Here is a 19,897-nt window from a genome sequence, read left to right as displayed (position 1 = left end):
ATGTCGAGCTTGCCGAGACATCTCGCGTGATGCCGTTGCCAAAGAATCTACTCCCCTTCCCCAAGGTAATACACATCAGGCATTTGCGGGGCCGGATGAGGCAAACGGATCGAGCGAGATGTCTCGACTGTGCTCGACTTGACGTTCAGTTTTCCATATGTAAAAACCTACTGGCTTGTCCGGGGCCGTTCCAGCAGCAGAATTGGCTCGTTGTAGTACGTAGTCCGGGCAAACTCCCGGAAGCCAAACTTGTATGCCACTTTGAGCGAGGCGGTATTGTCGGGGTCGATGATGCAGGTCATGTGCTCGGCGGGGAAGTGCGCATCGGCCCACTGTAGGGCCACCTGTACGGCCTGGGTGGCGTAGCCGCAGCCGTGGATGCGCGGGGACAGCGCCCATCCCGCTTCGAGGGTGCCTTTGATGGAAGGCGTTAGGTCGCGCTGAAAGTCGAAGAACCCTACCGTACCAATAAAGCGGCCGGTGGATTTTTCTTCTACCGACCACGCCCCGTAGCCTAGCAACGACCAGTGCCCCTGCTGCGCTAGCAACCGGCGCCAGGTATCTTCCTCTGTCTGCGGCTTGCCACCCACATAGCGGTAGAAATCGGGGTCGGCAGCCATAGCGGCAAACTCCGGCAGGTCGGTGGTACGTGGGCCCCGCAGTAACAGATCGGGGGTTTCGAGCTGGGGCACGGCTGTCGGGGGCGTAGAAGGCAGACACAGAGGATGATTCATGCGGGGCAAGGTACTGAAATAGCCCTTTGGCCTCCAAACCAGCGCATGGGCTGGTCGATTAAACGAGCTGGTTGGTCGGATTTATTCGGGCGTTGTTGGATAACACGGATTACGGTATGGAATGCGGCACCTGGTTTGAAAGAGGCCTAGACAGAACGCAGCGTCTGACTACCATCAACTTACCCTTTCCAATTCCAGACAACCATGAAAAAGCAACTGTTTAGCCTCGCCCTTCTTCTCAGCCTTGGGACCTCCATAGTAGCCACTGCTGCTCCCGTGCTACCCGGCCAGGATCATGACCGCGACAAGATAAGCCGCAGTGACCACCAAGACCGCCGCGGTGGAAAAGACCGCCAGCAGGACCGCCAGCGCCGCCAAGACGAACTGGCCCGCGACTTGGACCTCAACGCCAAACAAAAGAGCAAGCTGGAGAAGATCTTCCAGGATCAGCACCAGCAGATGCAAGCCCTGCGCAGCCGCAAAGGCATCGACCGCAGCAAGATGATGAGCGAGGCGCAGGACATACGCAAGAGCACCGATAAAAAACTCAAGAGCGCCCTCACCAAAGCGCAGTATGCTAAGCTGGAAGCCAAGCGCCAGGAGCGTCACCGCGACATGGGTCAGCGCAACGGCTGGCAGCAAAACGGCCGCCGCGACTTTGGTGGTCAGCGCCGCGGCTAGGCCAGTTATCCAGGTGGCCTAGCGCAGTAGGCTCCATATCTGCAGCTTGTTTACCGCAGCGCCCCACGTTTGATTACGTGGGGCGCTATTGCGTTTTGGCCTTTCAGGCTACTTCTTACTGGCCTAGCAAGGCCACAGGCCCACCCTTTTTGGTGTTGCCTGCGTATTCTCTTAAACGGCTGCGCTGAGCGGCTGCACCACTCGCTCTGAATTCCTTTCCGTAACCAAACTCTCTTCCCTATGTGGATTCAACAAAAAAGCACTCCCGCACCACTCGATGAACTGCAAGGCCACACCGTAGGCCTCAAATTTGAGTGCAACCAATGCCACACCGAAGTATTCACTGACTCCTTGGGCGTACCTGCCGCCGACCATTTGGCTAACTCCACCGAGGATGACGGCCAATATGAAACCGAAGAAATTAAGTGCCCCGGCTGCGACATGACCCATGCCATTACCGTGAAGAGCACTTTCGATGGCGTGCATTTCGACGTGTCGGACGTGCAGCCTGAAAAAGTATCCTATCAGATCAACCATTAGTTGAGCACAACAACAAGGCCGGCCACTTCTGACTGAGGTGGCCGGCCTTATTATGTTCTCACTGCATCCGAAATGACAATTACTTCTCCCGCTCGATGGTATAATTGATCAGCTGCTCTAGGGAGTTGCGCGAGGCCGACTCTGGGAAGGTGCGCAAGATGGTTAGGGCTTCGTCGCGGTAGCTTTCCATCACTTTGATGGCGTACTCTAGGCCACCCGATTGTTTCACGAAATCGATAACGGCCTGCACCCGGTCTTTGCGGCCATCGTTGTTTTTTACATTGAAGATGACGCGACGCTTGGTCAGCCAGTCGGCCTGCTGCAGGGCGTAGATGAGCGGCAGCGTCATTTTCTTCTCTTTGATATCAATGCCCACAGGCTTGCCTACTTCGGCAGTACCAAAGTCGAATAGGTCGTCTTTGATCTGGAAGGCCATGCCTACTTTCTCGCCGAAAAGCCGAGCCCGCTCCACTGTTTCCTTATCGGCGCCCGCCGAGGACGCCCCCACGGCGCAACAGGAGGCAATCAGCGAAGCTGTTTTCTGGCGAATGATATCAAAATACACGTCCTCGGTGATGTCGAGGCGGCGGGCTTTTTCAATCTGCAGCAGCTCGCCTTCGCTCAACTCGCGCACGGCATTGTTTACAATCTTGAGCAGATCGAAATCGTCGTTTTCGAGGGCCAACTGCAGGCCACGGGCCAATAGATAGTCGCCCACTAGCACCGCAATCTTGTTTTTCCAGAGCGCATTGATGGAAAAGAAGCCGCGGCGGTAGTTACTTTCGTCTACCACGTCGTCGTGCACCAGCGTGGCCGTGTGCAGTAGTTCAATGAGGGCGGCACCTCGGAACGAAGCCTCCGGAAGTGGGTCGCCGCCGCTGATTTTGGCCGTGAAGAACACGAACATGGGCCGGATTTGCTTGCCCTTGCGCTTCACAATGTACCCCATGATTTTGTCCAGCAGCAGTTGCCGTGTTTTCATGGAGGCCCGAAACTTGAGTTCGAACTCTTCCATTTCGGCGGCAATGGGCGCTTGTATCTGGTCCAGCGTTACGTTCATGCGGGTATTTTGGGCGGTGCAATGATACGCAACGCCGGGAGAAGTTTGATTGCAGCTTCCTGAGTAAGTTTTTGCGTTTCAACTCAGGAGGGGGTAACCGGGGAAGACCCTTACGCGACCAGGCTCATGGCCTGCCGACGCTGGAGGATCTCCGCTGCTTCCTGGTTACCCGAGGGGAAAGACGGGCCGTCCGTTCCGGTCGCAAGTTTCCGCAGGTCGCCGCCCGATCGCATGAGATCTCGCATGAAGCGGAGCTGCTCGTTCGCCTCGCGCAGCTGGGCCTTCAGCTCGCGCACCTCGTCCGGATCCGCAGCGATCGCGAGCGTCGTTCCTGGTGGTGGGGGCGTCGGATCCGTGGGCTGCGGTGCGTCGAGCTTCATCTGGCCGGCTCCAGCTCGCAGCCAATCCGCATTGACGCGGAACTCTTCCACTATCTTATAAAAGGTGCCGAGCCGCGGCTCGCTCTGATTATTCTCCAGCGCAGTGACCGCCGTCTGACTGATTCCGATGCGTTTACCGAAGGCCTTTTGACTGAGATCCGCCTTCTCCCGCACCTGCTTGATACGATCCCCGATAGATTCCATACTCTATTAAGTTTGATTTTTGGACGCCATGAACTTTGGTGTTAAGTTTGGCGTATTAATCAAATCGCCTTGTTGCTTAACCCTACAAAGTAATAAGGTTAATACGATACTTAATAAAATTTAATGGTGATGAGCGCACTTCAAAGCAAGATTGAATACCTCGCAGCACTGTCAAAAGCGGCTCCTTTCCTCACTGGCAACTATAAGGAAGAGCTTCAGAACCGGCTTCCTGGCAAATCAGAGAACAGAATAAAGAACGCTAGGGCGGGTCTAGTGCGCGATCAGGAAGTTTTAACAGTATTACTCGAAATTGCCGAGCGGGAGCGCGTCGAGCGCCGGAACAAGGCCTTAAAAGAGCTAGAACTGACGAGTCAGTCGCTTATCGAGAGCGCAGCGGCGTAGATATGGGTACCTAAAATTTTTATCCAAACCTATCACCTAACTTAATCAAAGCCCTAGATTGATTAGGTATTGTGCTTATGTTTGCAATGGAATACAACAACACATAATTGGTACTTTTTATGGATCACACTCTCGCAGCTATCGACCCCGATTTTCGCGTGCGGGTGCCGAGCAGCTTACACGATCCGGATCTCGCGCTCGACTACTGGCTCGCGAATCCGCTGCTCCAGCGAAAATATCCGCGCAAAGTGGCCGCGACGCTGAAGATCGTCCCGTCGCTCGCAGCCTGGGAAAAGACGGATCTCGTCCGGCGCCTGAAGAAGCATATCGACGCGCTGCGCTACCTAATCCCTTACGACGCGAAGGCCTACAATGATCTCCTGGCGCTGATCCGTCACGAACTCGTCGAGATGGAAGAGCGCAACGATCTAAAGCCGCACCTGAATCGACTGCGCGGCGCAGAGCTGGAGCGCGAGCACACTCGCCTAGCCGAAGCGATCAAACTGCGCGAGTACGCGATGTACGACGCGCCGCAAGACTAACACTGCTTACCCCTCATTTTTTCAATTCACTCTTTTTCCTGCTCGCAACATGGAAACGATCAACACAGCAGCTCACAGCAACACAATCAAAATCGAGTCAGTCCGGATCGCTGGAGAATGGCACGCAACGGCTTTTATCGGTAAGGAGCGCGTCGCGTTCGCCGTGACGAAAAATCGCAAGCTCGCCGAAGAGGATGCTCGCAAGGGAGCAGAGTACGTCCTGCGCGATCAGCGTCGCTTCGTGACGAGCGAGAAGTTCGTCAGTGGGCTTCAGCCCTTCCTTCAGCAGTCAGCAGCCTAAAAAAGCAAAGGGAGCGCTCTCGCAAAGCGCTCCCTTTTGTGCAATCAAATCGAGAAATACAACAACACGACAAAACTACATGACAGCTTCGAAACAACCAACAGCAGCCCCTCAAAAGTTTTGCAATCTAACCGGCGAGCCGCTCGCGACGGAAGAGCAGCTCGCACCACTGCGCGAGCTGCTCGATAATCCGCTGCTGCATTGGGCTGAGCGAGCAGACTTCCTTCCGATCATAGATCGCTTCACTGTTGCGCGAGTAACGTCAGCAATCGCAACTCTTCGAAAGTCAATTGCAGAGAGCGCGTTAGCAGCTTAATCCTTAGTCAGTAGCCCAGCGCGATCCGTCGAGCTGGGCTGCTTTGGTTTTTATCCCTCCTGAAGTATTCGGGATTTACAATATCACCCATGGCAAATTTTAGCCCCGTTCCCGTCACGCTCGCCGATGAGGTCGCAGATCTGCGACGTGAGATCGCGATGCGTGAGGTTGTGTACTGGAATCAGTTCACGGCCGGGAAGCTCACTAGAGAGGAAGCAGAGAAGCGGATCGCCTGCTCGAAGGCGACGCTCGCTCGACTGATGAAGCTGCTCGACGAGCAGACCCCGAAGCAGCGCTCACTCTTCGACTCCTGATCCGATGGCTACTCCCCACCCTGCCCCGCTTATGTCGGCCAGCTCGTCGGAGCCGACTCCAAAAATGAATTATATCATTCTGATGAATGCCTTTTGGAAACAAGACAAGCAGCAGCCCTTCACGGCGGCCGCGACTCGACTGTACTTCTATCTGCTCCAGCATTGCAACTCGATTAGCTGGACTAATCCCTTCCAGCTCGCAGACGCTTATCTCTGCCTCGGCGTGGGCATGAATAAGGGCACGCTGCGCACGGCTCGCGAGTCGCTCGTCGAAGCGGATCTGATCCGCTACACTCCTGGCGGCAAGACGGGTCGCGGCGACTGCGCAGTGTACGCGATCGGGGCCGACGTGCTCCCGCTAAAGGTGACAAAATTTAACCCCTTACCGGACGATAAGGGTCCGCTAATGGTGGCAAAAATTGACCCCATACCCGACCCCTTACCGGAAGAAAAGGGTACGGAAAAGGGGTCAAAATTTGGCACCACTATATATAAGGAGAAAACAAATACTCCAGTAGTAGAAAACACAAACGAGAGAGCAGAGTCTCGGCTCGGCGACGGGATTGAGTTGGTGGTGAAGTCTGACTCTAAAAATCCGGACGCGTCGGCTTCGCACACTGGGGCCGCGAACGATGTAGCTACACCGAATCCCTTCGCGAAAATCCTCTTCAGTGAGACGCCTTTCGCGCAGGTGGTACGGATGCAGGAACTCGCCCGCAACGTCGATTGCGGCAAGGCCTACGCGCCGCACTACATCAAGCAGATTAGAACCAAGTACTCTGACGAGAAGCGCACGCTGCGCGATTGGAAGCGCTGCGCAGTGAGTTACCTCACGAACGACGCTCGCTCGAAGTCCGGACTCGTCACTGCTCCGATTGGCCAGAGCGCGCCGGACGACTCGTCGGAAGTCGAGCAGCGAATGAGCACGGCCGACAAAGCGCGTGCGCTGCGTCGTCAGAGACGGGAAAATCAGGATCAGTAAACGCTCGCAACGTTATGAATACGCAACTCACAGTAAACCGCAGCAACGTTCCCCAACGCGCAACGACGTCGCAGCTCCAGCTCCCAAAAAACGTTCCGGCTTCTATTCAGCACGCAGCCGTGCTCGCGACGCAGGCGCAGCCGCAGGCTCGCGAGCTGGGCCCTGAGGATCTGGCCGACGCGCTGCTCGAACCCATTCAGGGGGTGGCCTTCCTGCTGGGCCATTCCAAGAAGCTGAAGAAAGAAGAGGATCTCAATCTGATGGCGGACGCCGTTGCCGAGCTGATCCTGCGCAAGTTCCCCGCGTTCCGCGTCGGAGAGATCTGTCTCGCGCTGCGTCGGGGCGCTTCCGGCGAGTGGCAGCGCGAGGGCGAAGTCCTGCTCGTCTCCCTTCCCTGTATCACGCACTGGCTCCAGAGCTACCAGGACAGCACCCGGGGCGAAGCGATGCGTCTGCTTCATCTGGAGCAACAGAATCAGCAGCTCCAGCTCGCTCCCGTCAATATGGAAACGCTATACCCGCAGCAGCTCGCCGATCTGGCCGCTGGCTACCTGGCTACCGGAACGCTACCGGAGCAGCTCGATCTGGGCCACTTAATGTACGATTGGCTGAAGCGGATCGGCGCGACGGACGGCTTCCGGACGGGTGCGCAGTATGCAGCCATGCACGCGGAAGAGACGGAGAAAATGCTTCCTAAGTCTCTCCCGTTCGATCGCGAGAAGCGTCGGGACTTCCAATCGTTCGCCGCGGCGCTGGAGGCCAATCAGTGGCCGAAGGATCACCCACTCGCAAAGGACGTGATCTCGAATTGCAAAAAGCGCGTGCTGCGCGAGTACGTGATCGAGCACGCCGAGCGCGGAACGGATCTGCGCTCGATGCTGGAGCAGCTCGCAGCGGACGCTCGCGATCAGGAAGCCGCAGCATAAAAACTTCAATTGAAATAGTATAAAAGTCTAGTAAATAGATGGATAAGCACACAGCCTTAAATATTCAGAATAAGCTCGCGACGTTCCCCGAAAAGGAGCTTTTCGCGACGGCACCGAAGCCAGTGAAGCGCGAGATCACGGAAGCCCAGGGTCAGCGGCTGCTCCTAAGTCAGCTGCTCGTCATGGCGCTGGAGTCGAATACGCGAGCGCTGATCGATCAGCATTGCTGGCCTTCGAAGGCCGATAAGCTCGTCGGCGCGCTGCATCATAGGATCGACGAGCTATACACGCGCTTTTTTAATTACACGTCGCCGGAGCAATCGGAATGGCTCAACAAGGTTTCCGGCCTGATCGACGGCGCGGCTGTCTCGATCCTGAAGGTCGCGATCGATCTCGATAAGGAGCACAACGGCGAGAAGGTTGAGCAGTTCGTCGGCCACTTGCGCGAGATCGCGCTGCTGGCCGGTGTGTATCAGCAGGACGACGAGCAGGAAGTCAAATAACTCACCCAATTACTACTAAGTCGATGATTACAACAACGAAAGAGCGTCAGATCCTTTTTACCGGCGCAATGGTGCGCGCCCTACTCGCTGGCACGAAGACCCAGACGCGGCGCATTATCAAGTCGCCTACGGGCACCTTCGAAATAAATTCTACGCTCGACATGAAGCAATGCTGGCTCAACGTGACCGATGCCAACGAGCAAGCAGTCCGTCCCCTGATGTGCCCCTACGGCCAACCCGGCGAGCGGCTTTGGGTGCGCGAGAACTTGTTCTGGTCTGAGCATGAAGATGGCTGGTGCTATCAAGCTGACAATGATATGCTAGAGTGTGAGTACAGCGAAGCCCCTATACTTCAGAAGCCGCTGAAGTCATTCATTCCCTCTATGCATATGCCTCGCGTTGCTTCGCGCATCCTACTAGAAATAGTGGCGGTGCGGGTGGAGCGATTGCAGGATATCAGCGCAGACGATTCGGTAGCTGAAGGGGTTGAGGTTTCTCACAGAGATACTTCAGGTATGCCGTGGTACAAGCTGCCAGGGTGGGAAAAGCCGATCAATGTTTCGGATGCTAAGATCGTGTATCAGCACATCTGGGAAACAATTAACGGCGCTGATTCCTGGAAAGCGAATCCCTGGGTGTGGGTAGTCGAGTTCAGAAAAGTGCAGAAAGGAGCCGACAATGTTTAGTCTCAACTCTCTATCTGACGCAGAGAACGCTCTCGCGAAAACCTTTGAGGGGATTACTGGCCTAGCGCCTAGAGTGAAGATCGTCGGACGCGACGAGTCGGGGCGTCCGACGATCGCAGTCTTCTATCCCGGCGATCAGCTCGTTCGCTCGATGCAGATCGAGTCCTTCGTCACTGAAAAAGGAGATGAGATCCGGCACCGCAGCCAGCGACGGGGCGGGAATACTATCCTAGTCTATCACATGGCCAAGAGGAAAGGAGCGACCAGCAAATGAGCTTCTACAATATCCCTGGGGTGGGTATGGTGCACTTCAACGAAGCCAACCCGCCCCGCGTCGTTCCTGCTCACTTAAAGCACAAATGGACCAGAGTCCCGAAACGGGGCGAGACTGCTGTCTGCGTGAAGTGCGGCTGCGCGAAGTGCTATCGTCTCAATTATGAAACTGTGTACCGTCTGGCCGGCACTACGGAAGTGCTGACTGATCGTCCGGACTGCACTGGAGCCAAGAAAGGAGGATCTGCGAAATGAGTTGTAAGCATCAAAACTTCATCCTGACAGAACTCGCACAGGGTGGAGAGTTCACAATTTACAGAGAAGGCCAGCCAGAGGAAGTAGATAAAGAGGGATTTGCTGTGCATTGGACTACTGATGTCTGGCCCACTAATAAATTTTGGATAGAGTGTCGGGACTGTAAAAAGGGTTTCAGATACACTGATAAAAGCATTCACAAGGCGCCCAAAATATTTCAAGCCGCGTGGGCCTCATTCACTAAAAGGTCAGTCGAGACGTGCTGAAGCTAAGATCTAAAGTCGTTCACGTCGGGATTGATCCCGGCGTGAACGTTGGCTTTGCCCTTAGCTGGGCGGGTGAGCTGCTCCAGCTCCAGACGCTCGACTTCTGGAGTGCGATCGACGAGCTGCGGCTGCTGGCCGAGGGCGCGCAGCTTCACGTCTATATCGAGAATCCGAACGTCAATAAGCCGACGTTCTTTAAAAAGGGCGCAAACAGCGTCGCAGTACGCGAAAACATCTCGCAGAAGGTCGGTAGTAACAAGCGCGACGCGCAGCTGCTAATCCAGTTCGTCGAGCGTCTCGGCGTGAAGGTGCTCGCCATGCCCCCGCGCAAAGCGGGCAAGATCACGGCCGCAGGCTTCAAGCAGCTTACCGGCTGGGCGCAGAGCAGTTCGCAGCACGCTCGCGACGCAGCGATGCTAGTCCTAGGCCGCTAACCCTTATCCCGTCCTTATTGCCCGACTCCTACCCTCTTTATTTTCTATGCAGTCCTCTATCGTTCGCCGCGAGTATATCCGGCACAATCAGAAGCACGTCGCCTATCTCCAGCAGTATTATTCGCAGTACACGATCGACGAGCTGGCCGCGCAGCTCCAGCTCCCGGCCGCCAAGCTGAAGGCGCTCGCTCGTCGAGCCGGGATCCGGAAGCGGGCCCCGAATAAGCAAAAGACACTTATCAGCTCGACGAGTACTGCTGTCGCCTAGCTTCGTAGCATGGAAAAATACAACACACTTCGACTTGCTGGCGAACAGTGGCACAATAACCCGCGCCAGATCACAAAAGAGCAATTCGAGCTTTTGCAGGAATCACTCGGCGAGCTGGGCGACCTGTCGGGCGTGGTGCACGATCTGAACTCGAATCAGTACGTCGGCGGCAATCAGCGCAGCGTCGTCTTCGAAGGCTGCGAGATCGAGCTGACAGAGACATTCGACGAGCCTACGGCCACTGGTACCGTCGCGCTGGGGTATATCATCTATCAGGGTGAGAAGTACGCCTATCGCCAAGTACGTTGGGAGGAAGAGCAGTGCCGGAAGGCGCTGATCCTGGCGAACGCTGCCGGTGGTACCTGGGATATGGACGAACTCGCGAACAGTTGGGACGACTTGCCCCTCTTCGATTGGGGCGTTCCAGTGCCGAAGACGATCGTCGAGCTGGGCGAGGAAGAGTATCAGGAAAAGGAGATCACGGAGCCGTTAGAGACAAAACATGAGTGCCCAAGCTGCGGATTCAAGTACTAAGCCGTTTTCGTTCGATACGATCGAAGACTTCGATAAGCATATCGATCTAAGTATTCCGGACTACTCGACGCTAAACGAGACGATCCTGCGCCTTTCCAGCTACTTCGTGAAGGACGGGGGGCGGGTGTACGATCTAGGCTGCTCGACGGGGAAGCTGCTCGCGAATATGGCGAGCAGCAACTCCGCCGAGGGAGTGAAGTACGTCGGGATCGATCGGAGCGAGAACATGATTAATGGCCATTCGCCAAAAGTGGGCCTAGAGCTGCTGCTGGCGGATCTCACGTCGTTCGACGAGTACAAGCCCGCCGACCTGGTGCTCTCGGTTTTTACGCTCCAGTTCCTTCCGATCGGCGAGCGCTTGCCGCTGCTGCGCCGGATCTATGCTGCGCTTCGTCCTGGGGCCGCGCTGATCGTAAGCGAGAAGCTCTTCATTCCGGACGGCTACCTGCAGGACGTGCTCTCGTTCGTGTACTACGATCACAAGCGCGTCAGCTTCACGCCGGAGCAGATCTTCGATAAGCAGCGCAGTCTCCGCAAGATCATGCGGCCGCTGACGTCGGAGCAAAACGAAGCGATGCTGCGCGAGGCTGGCTTCAGCTCCTTTTATCCTTTCTGGCAGTCTCTACTCTTCAAGGCGTGGGTATGTATAAAGTAATTTCCACGTTTAGCGGGATCGGCGGGAGCAGTCAGGGCTATAAGCAGGCCGGGCTTCAGGTGCTCGCCAGCGTCGAGTTTCTCGACTATCAGGCGGCGACGTATCGCCTGAACCACCCGACGACGCGCGTCTTCGAGAAAAATATCCGGGAGCTGGATCCGCTGAAGATCCTGCGCGAAGTAGGCCTCAGGCCCGGCGAGCTGGATATTCTCGACGGGAGTCCGCCCTGCTCCAGCTTCTCCACGAACGGACTCGTCGCGAAGGGCTGGGGTAAGGTCAAGCAGTACGGCAACCAGGTGCAGCGGACGGACGATCTTTTTTTCGAGTATATCCGCTTTCTCCAAGTGATGCAGCCGCGAGTCTTCGTCGCCGAGAATGTGTCGGGGCTGATTAAGGGAGCCAGCAAAGGGCACTTTAACACGTTCCTAGACTATTTCGAGAAGGCAGGCTATCGAGTGAGCGCCAAGCTGATGAATGCCGCGAATTACGGCGTTCCGCAGGCTCGCGAGCGCGTGATGTTCGTCGGCGTGCGGAAGGATCTCCAGCGCGAGCCAGTCTTCCCCACGTTGGACGGGAAGCCGAAGATCGTCACGTGTGAGGAAGCGCTGCGCGGTGCCCCGATCGATCTGTCGGAAGACGTGACGACGTCGGACGGGTGGCGTCGGCTCTGGAGTGCGACGCGCCCGGGCGAAGGATTCGAGCAAGGGTCCCAACGCCTAGGCGGGAAGGCGTCGAGCTTCAGTCGGAAGCGGCTGCACCCGAAGCGGCCTAGTAACACGGTGACGGCGGCCAGCGGCGGCGACCTGGGCCACTGGAGCGAGCCGCGGACGCTGTATATCGCGGAGCTGAAGCGACTCCAGTCGTTTCCCGACTCGTATATCACGATAGGCGACAAAGCCCGACAGAGCGAAGGAATCGGGCGCGCAGTGCCGCCGCTGATGATGGAGGCGATCGCCAGGACAATAGCCGAGAAGATCCTGAGCAAGTTGTAATACAATAACCGAGCAGCTGCCAGAACGAAGCGCGAAGCGAAGAGGGGGCGAAGCCTGTCACAGAACGGCTCCGCCCCCTTTTGTGTGTGTATGAAATACGATAAGAAGAAAGCCGAGCAGATCGTCTCCCTGTTCGCGTCTGGAGACTATAAGATCGCCGATATCTGCAAGCAGGTCGGGATCGCCGAATCGACTTATTACAAATGGAAGACAGATAAATCGGAGTTTTCGGAGTCGATAAAAAACGCGCAAGACGCTCGGCTCGAAGCCTTCAAGGGCATGGCCCGCAGCGGACTCGCGAAGCTGCTCGATGTTTACACGGTCGAGGAAAGCGTCGTCGAGTACGTCGATAACGGACAGGGAAAGCCGAAGATCAAAGGTCGAAAAGTGACGCAGCGCGTCTTCATGCCCAACGCGGCCGCGATCATATTCACGCTGAAGAACACCGATCCGGACAATTGGAAGGATAAGCAGGAGATCGAGCACTCCGACGCCCCGATCACGTGGGAAGAGACACGCACGTATGAAGCTGACGAGAAAGCAGACTAAGGCGCTCGACGTGATCGAGAGCAGCACGAACGACGTGAGCGAGATCCTTTTCGGGGGCGGCGCTGGCGGCGGGAAGTCTGCGATCGGAACGTATTGGGTCGGGAAGTCGGCGCTGAAGTATCCCGGCTCCCGCTGGTTCCTGGCCCGCGAAGAGCTGAAGCTGCTGAAGACTTCGACGCTTCAGACGTTCTTCGACGTGATGAAGCTCCAAGGCGTTCGGAGTCGCTTCAGCTATAAGGAGCAGGCCGGTCGGATCGACGTCAGCAACGGCTCGACGATCTACCTTCAGGGCTTGCCCTGGGTGCCCTCAGATAAGGATTATGACTACTTAGGCTCGATCGAGTACTCTGGAGGCTTCGTCGATGAGATCCCGCAGATCCGACAAAAGGCGTGGCAAGTGATGAAGAGCCGGATCCGCTACAAGCTCGACGAGTTCAAGCTGAAGCCGAAGATCGTCGGGAGCTGCAACCCGTCGAAGGGCTGGGTATATTCTTACTTCTACCAGAAGCAGCGCGAGGGTAAGCTCGAAGCCCACAAAGCCTTTATTCAGTCGCTCTATTCCGATAATCCGCATATCGACTCGTCTTACATGAAGACGCTGCTCGAATTGGATCCGGAGAGTCGCGATCGTCTGATGAATGGCAATTGGGAGTACGACAACGATCCGGCCGCGCTGATGACGTTCGACGCGATCTCCGACACGTTCTCGAATAGCTTCGTCCTGCCTGGCGCTCGCTATATCAGCGCCGACATTGCGCGGAAGGGCGTCGATAAAACGACTATTTGGGTTTGGACTGGCTGGCGACTGCTCGCGCTCGTCGTCCTGGAAAAGCAGCTGACGCACGTAGTCGCGGCCAAGATTCGGGAGCTGGCCGCTGCGCACATGGTACCAATGAGTCACGTGGTGATCGACGAGGACGGCGTCGGCGGGGGCGTGCTCGATCAGCTTCCCGGCGCGAAGGGATTCATCAACAACTCCAGAGCGCTCCCGAATCCGACTCCAGCTCCCGGCACGCCTTACGACGAGCTGAAGCGTCCGGAGAACTTCGCGAGCCTGAAGGATCAGATGAGCTACTACGCAGCGCGGAAAGTGATGCAGGGCGAAGTCTATCTCGGCGGCGCTGGCCTGTCGTCAGAGCAGCGGGAACAGTTCAGTAAGGAAGCGGAGCAAGTGAAGAGCTTGAATCCGGACTCTGACGCGAAGCAGCGCGTCGTCACGAAAGACATGATGAAGGCCGCGCTCGGCTGCTCGCCGGACTATTGGGACGGCTTTATGATGCGCAGTTACTTCGACTATCAGCCCGCGAGCAGCGGCTTCGCCTTCAGCTGATAACTCGGCTTAATAATTTAGTAAGTGAACCTAATAAAATTGGATTCCCTTGGTACCTTCAGCCCACTATTTAGCACTATGGCAAAGCATCTACTTACGTCCGACATGGACAAAGCACTGAAGCAGTTCGCAGATCGGCTTCCTATTCCTGAATCTTCGAATCTGGCCCCTATCGCCGGTTGGCTGCTGAAGCAGCAGCGACCCGATCTCGTCGGCCCGCTGGGCGAGCCGATCGAAGACAATCGGCTGTATTACGTCGGATCGAAGGTCGAGACGGTGAACCACTTGCGCCGACTGCGCAAGGCCTTCGAGCAGGACGGGATCGGGGGCGTCGTGAAGTATCTCCAGCCCTACGAAGCCTTTCTCGCGCAGACGCACGAAGAGGTCGGGATCCTAATGCAGCTCCCGTCCGTCAATTAGCGATGCCTCAGCACACGTACACGATCGCGAGTCACTGCCAGGAGTTCGAGCTGCGCGAGTCCTTCCGACAAATGATCCGCAGCTTCTACCAGGATCAGCCCGATCAGAAGATCGTCCGGATTATTCGTAAGATCGTCAGCTTCGGCGCGGAGCTGCTGATCTCCCTGGAAATCATTCACACCCCAAAACCGGTTTAAAATGGCCGCTTGTGTTATTATCGGAACGAACGGACAAGCTGTCTGGGTCGATTCGAATCAGCTCGTCGGACTCACTTCGCGAGAAGTGACGCAGCTCGCGAAGGATCTTCGTCGAGAACTCACTGCTCCAGTTCAGGAGATCAAAATTCTAGGAAAGGATGAGAAATATAATCCTTCGTGATTCTGACGGCAAGGCCGTCGCGACGGGCAAGCTCCCGCGCAACTGGTCAGAAGTGCCGCTCTCGACGTTCCTGGCCTACGAAGCGACGAAGAGCGAGCAGCGCACCACTCCCGCCGTCCTAGCCCTGCTGACAGGGATCGACGAAGAGCTGCTGCGCTCCGACGTCTCGCTCTGCGTTCCGCTTTGGCAAGCGCTCGACTGGTTTCGCTCGACGCTTCCGGAAGAAAAGAAGCTCGACGAGTTCGAGCATGACGGCGTAACGTATCGCCACGTCGGCGGCTCCGGCTCCAGCAATCTCCGCAGGATCAACGCCGGCCAGTTCGAGGCGCTGTCGGACTTTATCGCCGAGCACGCGCAGGATCCGATCCAATCTGCTCCCGCCCTGATCGCGGTGCTCTACGCTCCCGCTGGAGCTGCGCAGACGCCGGAACTCGTCGAGCAGCTCGCCGAGCGCTTCCGATCGCTGGCCTTCAGCGTCGCCTATCCGATCATTGCGGATTTTTTGCGTACTGGAGCAGCTGTCGCCTTCAGTATCCGCACGTATTCGGATCTGCTTCCGAAAGCGACAGCGCTGCTCCAGACCCTCGACGAGACTTCGCGCAGCAGTGGGGTCTCCAGCTCGTACTTCAGGAAGTCGCAGAATTGGCTTCTACGGACGTGGATACGATCCGTGAGAAGAACGCTATAAGCGTACTGGATACCGCGCAGATACACCGCGAGGGAGCTTCGCTAAAGCAATAAATAGTATTAAACTATTTATTATTTGTACTGCCTTAAACTGCCTAGGCCCGTCGAGCAATCGTCGGGCCTTTTCTTATGTGACGGTTATGTAACTGGAGCCACCAAAAACACGCAGCGCGTGCTCTGGTGGCCGTTTTTTTATGTGACGGTTATGTAACTGGAGCGTGCGGAACGCAACGTTCCGCAGCGTTCCGCACTGCTCCGCATTGTCACAGATCCGCAGCGCTCCCTTTTAGGGGAGTATGCAACCACTCGACTACTCCGGCGCGCTCGACTATCTGATCGATCTCGGTACGCGTCACAAAGCGATCAAGGAATCGCGCAGCGGCGTCTCCGATCCGGATCCGAACGGGGCCAGCCTCTGGCCGCTGCTCTTTATCGAGGAAGACACGCAGGCCGACGAGCTGAATCCCAGCGCCGACGTCTACCTCTTCGCTTTTCAGATCCTGACGAAAGATCGTCACGGCAAGGCCACGAAGCGCGAGCTGCTCCAGCTCACCAAACGCATAGGCGACGAGCTGATCGCGCAGATCCGGGACGAGGGCGTGATCGTGCTCGTCGAGAAGCCTAATAAGCTCTCGCTCGGTGGCGACGCGTCCGACTCGCTCGCGACGGGCTGGCGCTACGAAGTGCGCCTGCACGTGATGAGCGATCTCGATCGGAATGCAGTCGCCGCGCAGTTCGAACCCTACTCTCCAGCCCAATAACCCCAATTATTTCATAATGCAGTACGATTTATCAGCATTGGGCTTTCCCGACAAAACAGACGGGGTAAGCTACTTCACCGCCGACGAGTGCAATCGGATCCGCGATCGGATCGACGCGCTGCTCGCGCTGGAGCGTGAGCGGCAGCAGAGCAGCACGGCTCCCGCGCCCGTCGCGAGCACGTATCAGCCCGTCTTCCGTCAGGGTACGATCGTGCCCCCGAACTCGCTCGGCGCAGATACCGACGTGTATCTGAACAAGGAAACCGGTTATCTGTACCAGAAGAAAGCCGGATCCTGGGCCTTCCTGCTGCCCACGAAAGGCGCGGACGGCAAGTCTGCGTATCAGATCTGGCTCGATCAGGGCAACGTCGGAACCGCTGCGCAGTTCCTGGCGACGCTCAACGGTGAGGATGGAGACGACGGCGAGCGCGGCGACCAGTGGCTGCGCGTCACGGCCAAGCCCGCCGACACAGTAGGCCAGAACGACGATTATGCTTTCGAGTCGATCACGTCGAAAACGTACCGGATCTGGCACAAGGTAAACGGCACTTGGCAGCTGCTCGTCGATCTGAGCACGGAAGCGACGCCCGTCGTGACGAACCCCACTCCCACCCCAACGAACGCAGCTCCTGTCGCGACCTTCCTCTCGCCCAGCTCCGGCGCGACGGTTCAGAAGGACGTCGCCCTTCAGCTCACGGCCCAGGCCACGGACGACGTCGCCGTGACGAAGGTCGAGTTCTACACTGGAGCCGGAACGCTGATCGGCGAGGGCGCCAAGAACGGGACGAGCTACTCGATCCCCTACACGCCTACTGTCGCCGGACAGCTCCAGCTCCAAGCTCGCGCCTACGACGCGGCCGGTCTGATCGGCACGGCCACGATCACGATCACCGTGCAGGCCGCAAGCGTGCCGCTGTCCGTCGAGGTCTCGTCGGAGCCGCCCAGCTCCAGCGTCGCCGGTAAAGCGGTAAACTTCGGCTACACGGCCAGCGGCGGCAAAGCGCCGTATCAGCACGCCGTCAAGGTCACTAGGGAATCAGATCAGCAAGTCTCGACGATCGGCTCCGCTTCTACGCCCACTTACAATACCGTCTGGACACCCGTCACGCCGGGAACGTATCTGCTCACCGACACGGTAACGGACGACGCTGGAGCGCAGAAGATCTCCGCAGTGCGCTCGATCACGATCACGTCTGCGCCAGTTGATGTACCACAAACCAGTTTGGTGCTTTCTAGCACTTACTTCACGCAAAACAGCTACGATCAGGATAATAGCGCAGTCGCCCCCAATCTGCGCCGCCGCTCTGCGCTGGCTACCTCTGTGCCGTTCAATATCAGCGGCGCAACAGCGGTAAAAATCACTCAGGTAGTACGGCAGAATGACAGCTCTACGCAAGCCTCCACCGGCTACGCAACCGTGAACGGCGCGCAAAAGACCTACTTCGACAACGGCGGAGCCTTGGTGAAGGTGCATACGGTTCCCATGCCCGACCTGGGTACGCACGTTCTGCGCTTGTTTGAAGGGAGCGCCCAGCGCCCTTACGAAGAGGGCGACGTGCTGACTGGGGGGAGCTTCACGTTCTTAGAGCTAGTGGGCAGCAACGCCAGCTTTACTCCCGCAGCGAACGTAGCAACCGCTAGTGCCGTGTACGTCGATGGTGACTCGATAAGCGTATCGGCTGGCGCGCCTCGGGTTGATCGGGGGTGGCTTCCGCGCCTACGAGAAATGATGAATTGCGATATAATCGCTGGGGGCTACGGCTGGCGAGGACTCACCAAATCCCTTGGCACTTCGGAGCTGCGACAAGCGAATCTCCAGCTTATCAAAAAGGCATTTGAGGGCCGTACTGGAAGGCGCATCTATGTAATTGATCTGGGCACGAACGACGCGGGCATTGGGTATGGCACAGCGGCACAAACGGCAGCGGCAGCTAGTGACATGGCTCAACTGGTGTACGGATGGGATAGCTCGGTAGAAGTATGGATTAAGACTCCCATATTCCGGCCGGATAAAAACTTAGCCGACTATACCAGTGCGCTGCTGAACCTCAAAAATACATTGCCCTGGCTGCGCACCATCGACGCTTCTAGCTGGCTAACACAAGCGGACTTGAGCAGTGATTTGCTACACCCCTCGGAAGCTGGGGCGGGCATTATGGCCAGCCGCTACTTTGCCGCGCTCAACAGTCAGGCGAACGATGTAGCCGCCAACTATACGCAGCGTGTTGCGCTTAATCCAACGGTGCAGAGTGCAGAGGTTGACGGGTCGTACATCATCATGCGGGACTCGCAGGACTACAACTTTCAAGATTTCACTCTCATTGTGCGCCTCACGCTAAAGAGCCTGCATCAGTATCAGCAGCTCGCTGCGAAGGCCATAGTAAACGGCGTAAATGGCGAGGGTGCGTTTGGCCTGTTCACGCAGGATAATGGCCGAATATCGGGCGGGCCGTTCGGGGCCGGTTCGTCCCTTTTGGTGTCTGATACCTCACTTGGAGTGGGCACTTCCTTTATGGCAGCCATTGTCAGCACGCGCAGCGAAACGCGCCTGCATATCAACGGCGAAGTAAAACGCGGCGCGCCGGTATCGGTTGTTGGCTCTATTCAGGACGGTATTACCTTCGGCGCAGTGCGTAAAATCAATGCCGCGTCCGCTACTGGCAACGCCTTAAATGGATTTTTTGAGCGCGCCTCGTACTTTAACACGGGACTGGATGAGGCTACCATTGCCAGTATTTTTGCCGCCAATGGGGTGCTGACACAGGCGCAATATGAAGCGGACAACTGTCTGCTGGAAACAGAATTTAAAATTAAGCCCGGCGGCACAGTGATGTATAACAAAGCCGACCCGGAGCGCAATCTTGACTTGGTGCTACGTGCTGGCGACACGGCCAACGCCCCAGCGTAGTACTTCCTGATATAAGCCAGCATCTCAACAAAAAGCCCCACCCGCGACGGTGGGGCTTTTTTGTGTCACAGATCCGGAGCGCTCCCTTTTAGGAGCATGGCCGCCCCCTCACCCATTAAGGAGATCCTGCTCGCGATCGGCGAAGCGATTCGCGCCGAGATGATCCGTCTCGCCGACAGTAACGGAAAGTATCCGCTGCGCGATAATTCCAAGCTGAAGCGCACGCTGCGCGTCGAAGTGACGCAGGGCCGCGCCGCGTCGGGCCGCTTCGAAGGCTACACGGCGAACGCGCAGCTCCAGCTCTACGCGCAGGATTACGCCCAGTGGCTCGATCGCGGCCGCAAGCCCCACACGAAGAAAGTCCCGATCGCCGCGCTGCTCCAGTTTATTAAGGATCGACGCCTGCGCTGGAAACACAAGAAGACGGGGCGCTTCCTGACGGCTAATACCATGGCTTTCCTGATTCAGAGCGCAATCTATAAGCGCGGGATCAGAGGCCGCAACTTCATTCAGCCAGCTTACGACGTGGGCGAGAACCTCGTCGATATCTACCTGAATAATCAGCTCCTAGACGGACTCACTTACGAACTCGATCGCCAGCTCCAGGTGATCTAAT

Annotated in this window: 27 protein-coding genes; 24 read left to right on the top strand and 3 right to left on the bottom strand. The window is 57.0% G+C overall.

The window, feature by feature from the left end:
• Window positions 1–167: 167 nt before the first annotated feature.
• Complete coding sequence (locus EU556_RS11210) at window positions 168–734, bottom strand: GNAT family N-acetyltransferase (RefSeq protein WP_135434166.1); 567 nt, start codon at window positions 732–734, stop codon at window positions 168–170.
• Between the two features lie 204 nt (window positions 735–938).
• Here EU556_RS11210 and EU556_RS11205 point away from each other — a divergent pair, with 204 nt between their 5' ends.
• Complete coding sequence (locus tag EU556_RS11205; protein WP_135434164.1) at window positions 939–1,415, top strand: hypothetical protein; 477 nt, start codon at window positions 939–941, stop codon at window positions 1,413–1,415.
• Between the two features lie 240 nt (window positions 1,416–1,655).
• The gene (locus EU556_RS11200; protein ID WP_135434162.1) at window positions 1,656–1,955 is read left to right on the top strand and encodes a hypothetical protein; all 300 of its coding nucleotides are present in this window, start codon (window positions 1,656–1,658) and stop codon (window positions 1,953–1,955) included.
• A gap of 79 nt (window positions 1,956–2,034) precedes the next feature.
• Here EU556_RS11200 and EU556_RS11195 read toward each other — a convergent pair whose 3' ends face one another.
• Together EU556_RS11195 and EU556_RS11190 are read right to left on the bottom strand one after the other, a co-directional pair.
• Window positions 2,035–3,015 carry a polyprenyl synthetase family protein gene (locus tag EU556_RS11195; RefSeq protein WP_135434160.1) on the bottom strand — a complete coding sequence of 327 codons (981 nt, stop codon included), beginning with the start codon at window positions 3,013–3,015 and terminating at the stop codon, window positions 2,035–2,037.
• A 110-nt stretch (window positions 3,016–3,125) separates the two neighbouring features.
• A complete protein-coding gene (locus tag EU556_RS11190; RefSeq protein WP_135434158.1) occupies window positions 3,126–3,599 on the bottom strand; it encodes a helix-turn-helix domain-containing protein in 474 nt (157 codons plus the stop codon).
• Between the two features lie 129 nt (window positions 3,600–3,728).
• Here EU556_RS11190 and EU556_RS11185 point away from each other — a divergent pair, with 129 nt between their 5' ends.
• The 22 genes from EU556_RS11185 to EU556_RS11085 all read left to right on the top strand — a co-directional run bounded on the left by EU556_RS11185 (window position 3,729) and on the right by EU556_RS11085 (window position 19,896).
• Complete coding sequence (locus EU556_RS11185; protein WP_135434156.1) at window positions 3,729–4,001, top strand: hypothetical protein; 273 nt, start codon at window positions 3,729–3,731, stop codon at window positions 3,999–4,001.
• Window positions 4,002–4,120: 119 nt separating this feature from the next.
• Window positions 4,121–4,543, top strand: coding sequence for a hypothetical protein (locus EU556_RS11180; RefSeq protein ID WP_135434154.1), 423 nt, complete (start codon window positions 4,121–4,123; stop codon window positions 4,541–4,543).
• A gap of 49 nt (window positions 4,544–4,592) precedes the next feature.
• The gene (locus EU556_RS11175; protein ID WP_135434152.1) at window positions 4,593–4,844 is read left to right on the top strand and encodes a hypothetical protein; all 252 of its coding nucleotides are present in this window, start codon (window positions 4,593–4,595) and stop codon (window positions 4,842–4,844) included.
• 79 nt (window positions 4,845–4,923) lie between these two features.
• Complete coding sequence (locus EU556_RS26035) at window positions 4,924–5,160, top strand: hypothetical protein (RefSeq protein ID WP_167855542.1); 237 nt, start codon at window positions 4,924–4,926, stop codon at window positions 5,158–5,160.
• 89 nt (window positions 5,161–5,249) lie between these two features.
• Window positions 5,250–5,474, top strand: coding sequence for a hypothetical protein (locus tag EU556_RS11170; protein ID WP_135434150.1), 225 nt, complete (start codon window positions 5,250–5,252; stop codon window positions 5,472–5,474).
• A 64-nt stretch (window positions 5,475–5,538) separates the two neighbouring features.
• Window positions 5,539–6,456, top strand: coding sequence for a hypothetical protein (locus EU556_RS11165; protein WP_135434148.1), 918 nt, complete (start codon window positions 5,539–5,541; stop codon window positions 6,454–6,456).
• A 14-nt stretch (window positions 6,457–6,470) separates the two neighbouring features.
• Window positions 6,471–7,382 (top strand): hypothetical protein, encoded by a 912-nt coding sequence (locus EU556_RS11160; protein ID WP_135434147.1) that lies wholly within the window; start codon window positions 6,471–6,473, stop codon window positions 7,380–7,382.
• A 38-nt stretch (window positions 7,383–7,420) separates the two neighbouring features.
• Window positions 7,421–7,885, top strand: coding sequence for a hypothetical protein (locus EU556_RS11155; protein ID WP_135434145.1), 465 nt, complete (start codon window positions 7,421–7,423; stop codon window positions 7,883–7,885).
• Between the two features lie 23 nt (window positions 7,886–7,908).
• Window positions 7,909–8,571: a hypothetical protein gene (locus EU556_RS11150; protein WP_210116262.1), complete on the top strand. Its 663-nt coding sequence runs from the start codon at window positions 7,909–7,911 to the stop codon at window positions 8,569–8,571.
• A gap of 787 nt (window positions 8,572–9,358) precedes the next feature.
• Window positions 9,359–9,799 carry a hypothetical protein gene (locus EU556_RS11145; RefSeq protein WP_135434143.1) on the top strand — a complete coding sequence of 147 codons (441 nt, stop codon included), beginning with the start codon at window positions 9,359–9,361 and terminating at the stop codon, window positions 9,797–9,799.
• A 46-nt stretch (window positions 9,800–9,845) separates the two neighbouring features.
• Window positions 9,846–10,067 carry a hypothetical protein gene (locus EU556_RS11140; protein ID WP_135434142.1) on the top strand — a complete coding sequence of 74 codons (222 nt, stop codon included), beginning with the start codon at window positions 9,846–9,848 and terminating at the stop codon, window positions 10,065–10,067.
• Between the two features lie 9 nt (window positions 10,068–10,076).
• Window positions 10,077–10,601: a hypothetical protein gene (locus EU556_RS11135; RefSeq protein ID WP_135434140.1), complete on the top strand. Its 525-nt coding sequence runs from the start codon at window positions 10,077–10,079 to the stop codon at window positions 10,599–10,601.
• Window positions 10,570–11,256, top strand: coding sequence for a methyltransferase (locus tag EU556_RS11130; protein WP_135434138.1), 687 nt, complete (start codon window positions 10,570–10,572; stop codon window positions 11,254–11,256). Before EU556_RS11135 ends, EU556_RS11130 begins: the two co-directional genes overlap by 32 nt.
• The gene (locus EU556_RS11125) at window positions 11,244–12,248 is read left to right on the top strand and encodes a DNA cytosine methyltransferase (RefSeq protein ID WP_135434136.1); all 1,005 of its coding nucleotides are present in this window, start codon (window positions 11,244–11,246) and stop codon (window positions 12,246–12,248) included. The genes EU556_RS11130 and EU556_RS11125 overlap by 13 nt, the downstream gene beginning before the upstream one ends.
• Window positions 12,249–12,338: 90 nt before the next feature.
• Window positions 12,339–12,797, top strand: coding sequence for a phBC6A51 family helix-turn-helix protein (locus EU556_RS11120; RefSeq protein WP_135434134.1), 459 nt, complete (start codon window positions 12,339–12,341; stop codon window positions 12,795–12,797).
• Complete coding sequence (locus EU556_RS11115; protein ID WP_135434132.1) at window positions 12,772–14,127, top strand: phage terminase large subunit; 1,356 nt, start codon at window positions 12,772–12,774, stop codon at window positions 14,125–14,127. The genes EU556_RS11120 and EU556_RS11115 overlap by 26 nt, the downstream gene beginning before the upstream one ends.
• A gap of 105 nt (window positions 14,128–14,232) precedes the next feature.
• On the top strand, window positions 14,233–14,547 hold the full coding sequence (locus EU556_RS11110; protein WP_135434130.1) for a hypothetical protein: 315 nt from the start codon (window positions 14,233–14,235) through the stop codon (window positions 14,545–14,547).
• A gap of 71 nt (window positions 14,548–14,618) precedes the next feature.
• A complete protein-coding gene (locus EU556_RS26645; RefSeq protein WP_262709649.1) occupies window positions 14,619–14,744 on the top strand; it encodes a hypothetical protein in 126 nt (41 codons plus the stop codon).
• Between the two features lie 158 nt (window positions 14,745–14,902).
• The gene (locus EU556_RS11100; protein ID WP_135434126.1) at window positions 14,903–15,613 is read left to right on the top strand and encodes a hypothetical protein; all 711 of its coding nucleotides are present in this window, start codon (window positions 14,903–14,905) and stop codon (window positions 15,611–15,613) included.
• Between the two features lie 295 nt (window positions 15,614–15,908).
• On the top strand, window positions 15,909–16,373 hold the full coding sequence (locus tag EU556_RS11095; RefSeq protein ID WP_135434125.1) for a hypothetical protein: 465 nt from the start codon (window positions 15,909–15,911) through the stop codon (window positions 16,371–16,373).
• A gap of 211 nt (window positions 16,374–16,584) precedes the next feature.
• Complete coding sequence (locus EU556_RS11090) at window positions 16,585–19,281, top strand: Ig-like domain-containing protein (RefSeq protein WP_135434123.1); 2,697 nt, start codon at window positions 16,585–16,587, stop codon at window positions 19,279–19,281.
• Between the two features lie 96 nt (window positions 19,282–19,377).
• Window positions 19,378–19,896 (top strand): hypothetical protein, encoded by a 519-nt coding sequence (locus EU556_RS11085; RefSeq protein WP_135434121.1) that lies wholly within the window; start codon window positions 19,378–19,380, stop codon window positions 19,894–19,896.
• The last annotated feature ends 1 nt before the right edge of the window (window position 19,897 follow it).

Source organism: Hymenobacter fodinae, from assembly GCF_004745825.1.
Taxonomy (GTDB): domain Bacteria; phylum Bacteroidota; class Bacteroidia; order Cytophagales; family Hymenobacteraceae; genus Hymenobacter; species Hymenobacter fodinae.
Note: the sequence above shows the minus strand (reverse complement) of the source record. Positions and strands in the feature narration are given on the sequence as shown.

Excerpts from the sequence above, each read along its gene's own strand:
- EU556_RS11210 (WP_135434166.1), bottom strand. The coding sequence starts at position 734 with ATGAATCATCCTCTGTGTCTGCCTTCTACGCCCCCGACAGCCGTGCCC.
- EU556_RS11205 (WP_135434164.1), top strand. The coding sequence starts at position 939 with ATGAAAAAGCAACTGTTTAGCCTCGCCCTTCTTCTCAGCCTTGGGACC.
- EU556_RS11200 (WP_135434162.1), top strand. The coding sequence starts at position 1,656 with ATGTGGATTCAACAAAAAAGCACTCCCGCACCACTCGATGAACTGCAA.
- EU556_RS11195 (WP_135434160.1), bottom strand. The coding sequence starts at position 3,015 with ATGAACGTAACGCTGGACCAGATACAAGCGCCCATTGCCGCCGAAATG.
- EU556_RS11190 (WP_135434158.1), bottom strand. The coding sequence starts at position 3,599 with ATGGAATCTATCGGGGATCGTATCAAGCAGGTGCGGGAGAAGGCGGAT.
- EU556_RS11185 (WP_135434156.1), top strand. The coding sequence starts at position 3,729 with ATGAGCGCACTTCAAAGCAAGATTGAATACCTCGCAGCACTGTCAAAA.
- EU556_RS11180 (WP_135434154.1), top strand. The coding sequence starts at position 4,121 with ATGGATCACACTCTCGCAGCTATCGACCCCGATTTTCGCGTGCGGGTG.
- EU556_RS11175 (WP_135434152.1), top strand. The coding sequence starts at position 4,593 with ATGGAAACGATCAACACAGCAGCTCACAGCAACACAATCAAAATCGAG.
- EU556_RS26035 (WP_167855542.1), top strand. The coding sequence starts at position 4,924 with ATGACAGCTTCGAAACAACCAACAGCAGCCCCTCAAAAGTTTTGCAAT.
- EU556_RS11170 (WP_135434150.1), top strand. The coding sequence starts at position 5,250 with ATGGCAAATTTTAGCCCCGTTCCCGTCACGCTCGCCGATGAGGTCGCA.
- EU556_RS11165 (WP_135434148.1), top strand. The coding sequence starts at position 5,539 with ATGAATTATATCATTCTGATGAATGCCTTTTGGAAACAAGACAAGCAG.
- EU556_RS11160 (WP_135434147.1), top strand. The coding sequence starts at position 6,471 with ATGAATACGCAACTCACAGTAAACCGCAGCAACGTTCCCCAACGCGCA.
- EU556_RS11155 (WP_135434145.1), top strand. The coding sequence starts at position 7,421 with ATGGATAAGCACACAGCCTTAAATATTCAGAATAAGCTCGCGACGTTC.
- EU556_RS11150 (WP_210116262.1), top strand. The coding sequence starts at position 7,909 with ATGATTACAACAACGAAAGAGCGTCAGATCCTTTTTACCGGCGCAATG.
- EU556_RS11140 (WP_135434142.1), top strand. The coding sequence starts at position 9,846 with ATGCAGTCCTCTATCGTTCGCCGCGAGTATATCCGGCACAATCAGAAG.
- EU556_RS11135 (WP_135434140.1), top strand. The coding sequence starts at position 10,077 with ATGGAAAAATACAACACACTTCGACTTGCTGGCGAACAGTGGCACAAT.
- EU556_RS11130 (WP_135434138.1), top strand. The coding sequence starts at position 10,570 with ATGAGTGCCCAAGCTGCGGATTCAAGTACTAAGCCGTTTTCGTTCGAT.
- EU556_RS11125 (WP_135434136.1), top strand. The coding sequence starts at position 11,244 with ATGTATAAAGTAATTTCCACGTTTAGCGGGATCGGCGGGAGCAGTCAG.
- EU556_RS11120 (WP_135434134.1), top strand. The coding sequence starts at position 12,339 with ATGAAATACGATAAGAAGAAAGCCGAGCAGATCGTCTCCCTGTTCGCG.
- EU556_RS11115 (WP_135434132.1), top strand. The coding sequence starts at position 12,772 with ATGAAGCTGACGAGAAAGCAGACTAAGGCGCTCGACGTGATCGAGAGC.
- EU556_RS11110 (WP_135434130.1), top strand. The coding sequence starts at position 14,233 with ATGGACAAAGCACTGAAGCAGTTCGCAGATCGGCTTCCTATTCCTGAA.
- EU556_RS26645 (WP_262709649.1), top strand. The coding sequence starts at position 14,619 with ATGATCCGCAGCTTCTACCAGGATCAGCCCGATCAGAAGATCGTCCGG.
- EU556_RS11100 (WP_135434126.1), top strand. The coding sequence starts at position 14,903 with ATGAGAAATATAATCCTTCGTGATTCTGACGGCAAGGCCGTCGCGACG.
- EU556_RS11095 (WP_135434125.1), top strand. The coding sequence starts at position 15,909 with ATGCAACCACTCGACTACTCCGGCGCGCTCGACTATCTGATCGATCTC.
- EU556_RS11085 (WP_135434121.1), top strand. The coding sequence starts at position 19,378 with ATGGCCGCCCCCTCACCCATTAAGGAGATCCTGCTCGCGATCGGCGAA.